The sequence below is a fragment of the Prevotella veroralis DSM 19559 = JCM 6290 genome, from assembly GCF_000377625.1.
Taxonomy (GTDB): domain Bacteria; phylum Bacteroidota; class Bacteroidia; order Bacteroidales; family Bacteroidaceae; genus Prevotella; species Prevotella veroralis.
In genome coordinates this window covers 39,827-46,886 of record NZ_KB898340.1, presented here as the reverse complement: position 1 = coordinate 46,886, position 7,060 = coordinate 39,827, and the positions used below count along the sequence as shown (strand labels likewise).

Genomic DNA, 7,060 nt, shown 5'->3' with positions numbered 1-7,060 from the left:
TCCATCCATACAGATATGACTCTCATCACCATAGTAAAGGTCTATAAGACCGTCCTTTTCCTGTTGTACGAGTTCCTGCAGCTTCTCTCTATTGTAAGCATAGAGCTGCGGCGAGGGGCTCCCCTTGGAACGTTTCCTTATACGTCTATATCTTGCACCAATGCGGATAAAAAAGCCCGGAAGGTACTTTCCGCTCGCTTTCTTGCCGGAAGCCTGCTGCCAGGCTTCTTTCGCTTTCTTCATGCTCTGCCTGTCATTCTCGATGGTCCTGCGTACCAATTCCTCGTCAGAACTGTCTATTATATCGGTTTCCGACCTCGCCCGAGACGTGTATCCAGCCCTTGACACCTTCACACTCGACCCGTTTCACCCATGAGTTCACAGATATGTCTGTCATTTCTGTTTGAATACCGACGTCTTTTGATGTTAGACCATTGGATTTCAACAGTATGGCACGACAACGCATACGGAAGGAATGACTCTTCCCACGACGGAAGCCCTCCTCCAACTGAAGACGCTCTTTGTCTGTCAGTTCTATAATTTTAATCTTTCCGATAGTTGTACTTCTTTTATATGTCCGCAAAAAGTATGATATAAACTAATTTTCAATATCTACTTATCTACTTCGTACCCCCATGTTTGTATCTGTATGGCATTTACACTGTTATCATAGAAGAAATGCAGCAGAAAGTATAGTTTGAGTTGCTTATAAAGTGACTCAATATCCCATCTGCGCTTGTAGATCTCCTCAAGGTCTTTTTACATCAAGTTCAAAGTTACTGGTCAGCACGACAACAGACTTATGTGAGTTATTACCCCATAGTTCCACTCGTCTTGCCTCATGTCTTATCTCCCCCTTCTCAAAGACGATCTTCTTGTCTGTATGTGTAACCAGTCCGTCAGGGCTTACATAGGTTACGGAGGACAGCTCCCTATAGGTGAGGTTCTTCTTCATCTTGGTAACATAGCCTACGCCCTCCTCTTCAAGTCGCTGAAAGTGTGCATAATCAACGTATGCTCTGTCCATTGTAAGGGTTTCATCCTTAAGAAGATGCACTTCCTTAAGCAGATACTGATCATGCGTAGTGGCAGAGGTCAGCTGTACGACCGTGGGAACACCAACATGATACTTCATCACCGTATGAACCTTCATACCACCTTTCTTCTTACCACTTTTAGGATGTCTACCTGCACCCTTGAGGGTGTTATCAAAAAGGGTAATCGTAGTTGAATCCATTATATACAGAATCTTTTCCCACGTCTTCTGCTCACCTTTGGGCGGCTGTCCGCTAAAAGGTGTATTTTGCTCATGTTATTGAAGTTTTGTAGAGAAAACAAAAGTAATCACTTTTAACCAGCCACCCCATCTACCATTTAACTCGTCTACCCATCTACTTGTAAGCTTGTCTACCCCCCTGAACGCATAAATCCCAGTCTCCTAATGGAGCTGGGATTATGTTGTTTGTTTGGAATAGTTGTTTTGTTTCTCGCTTAAGCTTCAGGCTTTACAGTCTTTGCAGCGTAAACTTCCTCTGAAAGAACAGATACTGTACTCTTATTGTACTTGCCCTTGTGGAAGTAAACAACACCGTCTGCAAGAGCATACAATGTGTCGTCCTTACCCTGTGCAACATTCTCACCTGGGTAGTGCTTGTTACCACGCTGGCGCACAATGATGTTACCAGCTATGATTTTCTGACCACCCCAGATCTTAACACCTAAACGCTTTGAAGCTGATTCGCGACCGTTCTTAGAACTACCTACACCTTTTTTATGTGCCATTCTTAAGTCCTCCTTTTTAAGCGTTAATTGATTTAATTTCTACCTGAGTGAAGTGAGTACGATGACCATTCTTCTTTCTGTAGTCCTTGCGACGCTTCATCTTGAAGACGATAACCTTGTCGCCCTTTACTAGAGGAGCTACAACCTCAGCTACTACCTTTGCACCTTCTACAGTTGGTGCACCTACTGTGATAGATCCGTTGTTATCTACTAACAGGACCTTGTCAAACTCAACAGCTTTACCTTCTTCCGCATCTTTGATGTGGTTTACGAAGAGCTTCTTGCCCTCCTCTGCCTTAAACTGTTGACCGTTAATTTCTACAATTGCGTACATGTTTATATTGTAAAACGGGTTTGTACCGATGGGCGGCTGAGCATCTATCCAGCACTTGTTCTGAGCCCAATACGGCATAATCGGTTGCAAAGTTAGTAATTTTCTGTATTATACGTGACAGCTTCTTATGATAAATGTTAGTTTGTTAACAATAATTAGTTGATTAATATTGCTTTGTGTTTTCGGCGTGCCAATAGTAATATTAATGACAAGTTCTGCGACTTATCATTGACGGGTGGAAGAGAGTTAAGCTCTGTTCCTGCAATATATAATTGTGGTCAGTGAGTTAGGAAGGAGGCTGTATCTTATCGACAAGAGCTATTGCCCCAGTATTAGGTATCCATGTTCAGTCTTTTAATACAGCCTATCCTTTTTATCTATTGAGCCTTTCAAAAGGCAGATCATCTAGAATGTCAAGCTGACGTTCATCATCTTGATAGATATTATCAAGCTCAAACTCACGTTCATTGTGCATCTTACGTTTTCTTTTCATAGTTGTATTCCTCCATAATTAATTAGCTTCACGACAGGTGATGGGGTTAGTATTCTGTGATTGATAGGATTGTATCCTTTTTGTTTGCCCGTGTACAAAGATAGGTATAAAAGATGAGTAAGTTGTCAATAAACACGAAATGTTTTCGTTCGAGGGGTATATATTGCATGTAATAGGTGTTATGTGCTTATTACTTTGCGAATATATATTTGCTCATTCAAGTGTAATCCTTTACCTTTGTTGATGTATAACGAATGACAATCAATTAAATGAATGATAGTATGGCACGGAATGATAAAGAAATGGTATGGCATACGCTTTCTTCAAAGCAACTCATCAATCGCCCTTGGTTGAAGGCGCGTTGCGATACGGTGGAACTCCCGAATGGCAAGATTTATGATGAATATTATGTACTCTCTTATCCATCGTGGATCAATGTCATTGCAGAGACCGAAGAGGGCGACATTATATTAGAACGTCAGTACCGTCATGGGCTGGGGGTTGTCTCAACCGAGATTTGTGCTGGTGTGATTGAAGCGGGTGAGGAACCCTTGCACGCTGCACAACGTGAACTGGAGGAAGAGACAGGTTACACTGGTGGCGAGTGGCAAGAAATCATGACTATCGCCCCTAACCCTGGCGTGATGGATAATCTCTGCCACTGTTTCTATGCCCGTGGGGTGAAGAAGACAAGCCAGCAACATTTGGATGAGACCGAAGATATAGAGGTTTTCCTACGCACGAAAGTGGAAGTTAAGGATATGCTTGTGCAAGGGAAATTCATACAAGCACTGATGGTCGCACCGCTTTGGAAATTCTTTTCAATGTATGCTTGAGCGTGTTAATGAGCATTCTACAGCGTATGAATAGATAGGTAAAAAGTAATGTAATATGATAACAAAAGACAGTATAGATGCGGCTTATTGCTTCTTTCATCAGAAGTATCAGGTGTACGCATTCTCGCATAGTGAACGGCAAAAGGACGATATAGAGTATGCCATTAGTTCGTATGTTGACTCGATGAATAAGGAACTCTATGACAAACTAGCAGCCGGTAGGGAAGGGTTCTTGCTGACCCATAGCACCTTTGCATCCGATATGCAAGAGGCGATAAAATATCTTAGTAGTTTCGAGTAAATACATATATAATAAGGTGAAGAGGGTATGTATCAACAGGCACATACCCTCTTTTTCGTTTGATTATACGTTATCTGTTTTCATTTTGTGCGCTTTCCGTATTCACGGAACACGTATATTTTTATATTATCTAAGTGTGATAAAGTATTATCAGACTTAGATAATTAATTATCACGCTTAGATAATTAGTTATCACGCTTAGATAATTAAATAATATACGTATCAAAGCAATGCAAAACACGCATCAAAACAATGCAGAACACGTAGGAAAGTAATGCAAGACACGCAGGTAAGCAAAAGAAAAGCAGGGAAAACGAAATGCAATACGTGCGCATCTCGCTTTCCCTGCTTATGCTTTAAGCGGAGTGATAGGGGCTTTATTCCTCCATCTTCTGTAAGATCTCCTGACAGAGCATATAGCCCTTAATCATCATACGAGGGATATGGAACGGCCCTTTAAATATATTTCCTTTGGCTGGTTGGGCTACCGTACCATCACGATGCAGGTATCCGTACCATTCTGGGTAATCCTTATCTGGGAAGTGAGCGTATGTCCACTCACTGATTCGCTGGTGCCGATAGAGGTACTCTTCATCACCCGTACCGAGGTAAGCATAGAGCGAGGCAATGATTGTCTCGCATTGCGGCCACCAGAACTTCATGTCTTGTGAATAGTCCTGTGCAGGTAAGTTGCGGCAATCACGGAAGTTGATAATACCACCATAGAGCTTATCCCAGCCCCAATCCCACGACCAGTCGAATATGGTCAGGGCTGTGTCAAGGAGTGACTTGTCCCACTTGCGCAGCTTAGCCTCCTCCATGATGAACCATGCCGTCTCAATGCAATGACCTGGATTGATGATTCGCCCAGCATTAGTATCTATAAACTCTCCATTCATGCCAACGGTCTCAAGGAGTGCCTTAAACTCTGGGTGCATGAAGTACTGGCGCAATAGTGCGATTGACTTATCTATCTGCTCGGTGAGAGTAGGGTCGTCAATTACTTCGCGAAGGCGTGAGCCAACGTTAATGAGAATCATGATAATCGAATGACTCTGCGCCTCCACACCCTTTTCATACTTGGCTGGGAGGAATCCTGGAGTAGCCAGAAAGCGTTGTGCGTCATGGAATACTTGCAATGCACGTTCGGCATAATGGCGGTCGCCCGTTGCCTTTGAGTATTCTGCAAAGGCTATAGCTGCGAAGGTCTCAGAGAATACGTAACGGCGTTTGCGTATAGGTTGACCAGTGGCAGAAACCTCGAAGTACATGTGACCATCTTGGTCGAAACAATACTTCTCAATGAAGTCGATAGCCGATTTCGACGCCTCTAACCACTCTTGATTCTTCTCTACATTGTTATAGGCAAAGGCGCAGATGAATGCCCATCGCCCTTGGAACCACACCGACTTAGTGGTATCCATCAACGAACCATCACGGTTAAGACATGTATAAATACCGCCATTCTCTTTATCCCAACCATGTTCCAACCAGAATGGCATGATGTTGTTTGTCAAGTCGTTCTTGTAGCTTTCAGCCCATGAACGCACGTATTCTTTCTTATTCATAATTTGTTTTATAGTGTCTGTTTACTTGGTCTTTAGGTGTATGTGATAGATGATATGTTCGTGAATCTCTGCCGCCTTGCATCCTTATCTACACGCACCGACAAAAGTAAAACTTATTTGTTAATCTCCCAAACAATTGCCGATAAAGTTTATTATTACGGCTTTATAAGGCGTAGGTGTACGAAGGGAGCGAGCGTGTGTGGTGGGAGGTTATTAAGAATATGACGCCATATCAGAACGATATGACGTCATTTCCCTTTCGTGTGTACCTATTTCGTGAATTAGATACTACGAGTGTGCAATAGCCTTACACCTTATTTTATCTCATCATAAGCACGGAGGGCTTGCATGAAGCGATTGTTTACATCCTCAAATGAGTATAAGCCATCTGCATTCTGCGTGAGCCCTTTCAACTTCAGGGAATATACTTGTGGCGCATGCTGAAGGTCGAGTAGGGACATCTGTTTCAACTGATCCGTACTCTGGTAAACAAGGTTTACGGCAACGTAAGTCTTACCTGCGTTATCCACCCACTTCTCGAATACTAGCTTAGAGCCGATAGGTGTCTTCTTCTCTATGGAGTTAGGGAGTGAATACTCTTCTACGCCTAATGCAGCATCAACGCTTGCTATGTTTGAGTCGTGCCCACATAGGAAGGTGAACTTACGAGAGTCTGTATTCAACTCGTCATACATGTATTGCAGCAATGGATGTGCTACGTTCACTGCCACGATAGGAGCGGTGAAAAGCACGTCGCCATATACGTCTTTTATCTTCGCAATCTTCGTCCATTCGTCAAGAGATAGCTTATGACCAAAGGCTGCTTTCACGGCATCTGGCTCCTCATAATACTGCAGGATGAAAGCGTCAGAGGCTGAGTTGGCAGTCTTTAATGAGCCTTTCATGCTTGGTTCTTGGTTGAGTTCGAAGATAATCTTGGTGTCGTTATCAACGAAGTCCTTTATCTCGCCTTTCTTATAAGCATCGCTTTCTTTCATATCGAGTACCTTTGAGATAATCGCATAAGAATCCTTCAAGCCCTTGTTGATACCAACGAGCCCATCCTTACCGCCCATCTCATTGATTTGCTTCATAGCCTCCGTGCGGAACGCCTCACTGTTCTTTGTAATGCGAGGGAAGAAGATTGGATCCATTTTAGAGGGTACATAGCGATGGTTTATGCGCAAGTTTGCAACAGGCATAAAGCCACTTGAGAAGTATTGAGCCGTCGCAATACATCGCTGCATAGAGTTTGCATAGAGGTTCACCTCGTCTATGTTAGGCACATAGTTATCCTTGAACAAGCCCTCATTGACTGTCCATTTGCGGAAGAACTGCCCCATCTCGGTCTCTAACACACCTCCACGCAAGGTCAGTTCGCTACCCGCAGCCGACCAGTTTGTCCACTGATGAGGGGTCATCTTGCCCAATGTTGAGCCGTTGGCAGATATTGGAGAGCGGATGTTGTGACGTGAGAGAATGACCAACTCCTTTAGTTTGTATTTAGCTTTAAACGCCTCGGAGCGTTGGAGCTGTGCGAAGGTCAGTGACGGACAAAGGATTGTCAACGCCACGAGCATAAGGATAAAACTAATCTTTTTCATTGTTATTTGTTTTTAGGTTAAGGGTTGCGTGTGGACTACGTTTAGCGTAAAAGGGGCAGACGTGTTCGGTCGTCTAGCCCCTTTTTACTCTTTCCTTTAAAGTCCGATAGCGTCCCTATAAGTTGTAAACGATTGGCTCAAA

General features: G+C 43.3%; 8 protein-coding genes and 1 pseudogene. 2 read left to right on the top strand and 7 right to left on the bottom strand.

From position 1 onward, the window contains the following. The 5 genes and pseudogenes from D464_RS14010 to rplU all read right to left on the bottom strand — a co-directional run. Positions 1-243, bottom strand: a pseudogene (locus D464_RS14010) (hypothetical protein); the annotation flags it as partial. A gap of 43 nt (positions 244-286) precedes the next feature. Next, a complete protein-coding gene (locus tag D464_RS14005; protein ID WP_244264094.1) occupies positions 287-583 on the bottom strand; it encodes a COG3415 family protein in 297 nt (98 codons plus the stop codon). A 165-nt stretch (positions 584-748) separates the two neighbouring features. Continuing rightward, positions 749-1,237: a transposase gene (locus D464_RS12755; protein WP_018911519.1), complete on the bottom strand. Its 489-nt coding sequence runs from the start codon at positions 1,235-1,237 to the stop codon at positions 749-751. 254 nt (positions 1,238-1,491) lie between these two features. Beyond that, positions 1,492-1,782, bottom strand: coding sequence for a 50S ribosomal protein L27 (gene rpmA / locus D464_RS0111575; protein WP_004381900.1), 291 nt, complete (start codon positions 1,780-1,782; stop codon positions 1,492-1,494). Positions 1,783-1,798: 16 nt separating this feature from the next. Continuing rightward, positions 1,799-2,116: a 50S ribosomal protein L21 gene (gene rplU, locus D464_RS0111570; protein WP_009434990.1), complete on the bottom strand. Its 318-nt coding sequence runs from the start codon at positions 2,114-2,116 to the stop codon at positions 1,799-1,801. A 762-nt stretch (positions 2,117-2,878) separates the two neighbouring features. Between rplU and D464_RS0111560 the strand changes: the two genes are divergently transcribed. Together D464_RS0111560 and D464_RS0111555 are read left to right on the top strand one after the other, a co-directional pair. Next, on the top strand, positions 2,879-3,445 hold the full coding sequence (locus D464_RS0111560) for an NUDIX hydrolase (protein ID WP_018911518.1): 567 nt from the start codon (positions 2,879-2,881) through the stop codon (positions 3,443-3,445). A gap of 55 nt (positions 3,446-3,500) precedes the next feature. Further along, positions 3,501-3,746 (top strand): hypothetical protein, encoded by a 246-nt coding sequence (locus D464_RS0111555; RefSeq protein ID WP_004381894.1) that lies wholly within the window; start codon positions 3,501-3,503, stop codon positions 3,744-3,746. 377 nt (positions 3,747-4,123) lie between these two features. On the opposite strand, the gene D464_RS0111550 is transcribed toward D464_RS0111555, so the two are convergent. Together D464_RS0111550 and D464_RS0111545 are read right to left on the bottom strand one after the other, a co-directional pair. Then, a complete protein-coding gene (locus D464_RS0111550; protein ID WP_018911517.1) occupies positions 4,124-5,314 on the bottom strand; it encodes an AGE family epimerase/isomerase in 1,191 nt (396 codons plus the stop codon). A gap of 314 nt (positions 5,315-5,628) precedes the next feature. Next, positions 5,629-6,918 carry a histidine-type phosphatase gene (locus D464_RS0111545; RefSeq protein ID WP_018911516.1) on the bottom strand — a complete coding sequence of 430 codons (1,290 nt, stop codon included), beginning with the start codon at positions 6,916-6,918 and terminating at the stop codon, positions 5,629-5,631. Between the last annotated feature and the right edge of the window lie 142 nt (positions 6,919-7,060).

Excerpts from the sequence above, each read along its gene's own strand:
- D464_RS12755 (WP_018911519.1), bottom strand. The coding sequence starts at position 1,237 with ATGGATTCAACTACGATTACCCTTTTTGATAACACCCTCAAGGGTGCA.
- rpmA (WP_004381900.1), bottom strand. The coding sequence starts at position 1,782 with ATGGCACATAAAAAAGGTGTAGGTAGTTCTAAGAACGGTCGCGAATCA.
- rplU (WP_009434990.1), bottom strand. The coding sequence starts at position 2,116 with ATGTACGCAATTGTAGAAATTAACGGTCAACAGTTTAAGGCAGAGGAG.
- D464_RS0111560 (WP_018911518.1), top strand. The coding sequence starts at position 2,879 with ATGAATGATAGTATGGCACGGAATGATAAAGAAATGGTATGGCATACG.
- D464_RS0111555 (WP_004381894.1), top strand. The coding sequence starts at position 3,501 with ATGATAACAAAAGACAGTATAGATGCGGCTTATTGCTTCTTTCATCAG.
- D464_RS0111550 (WP_018911517.1), bottom strand. The coding sequence starts at position 5,314 with ATGAATAAGAAAGAATACGTGCGTTCATGGGCTGAAAGCTACAAGAAC.
- D464_RS0111545 (WP_018911516.1), bottom strand. The coding sequence starts at position 6,918 with ATGAAAAAGATTAGTTTTATCCTTATGCTCGTGGCGTTGACAATCCTT.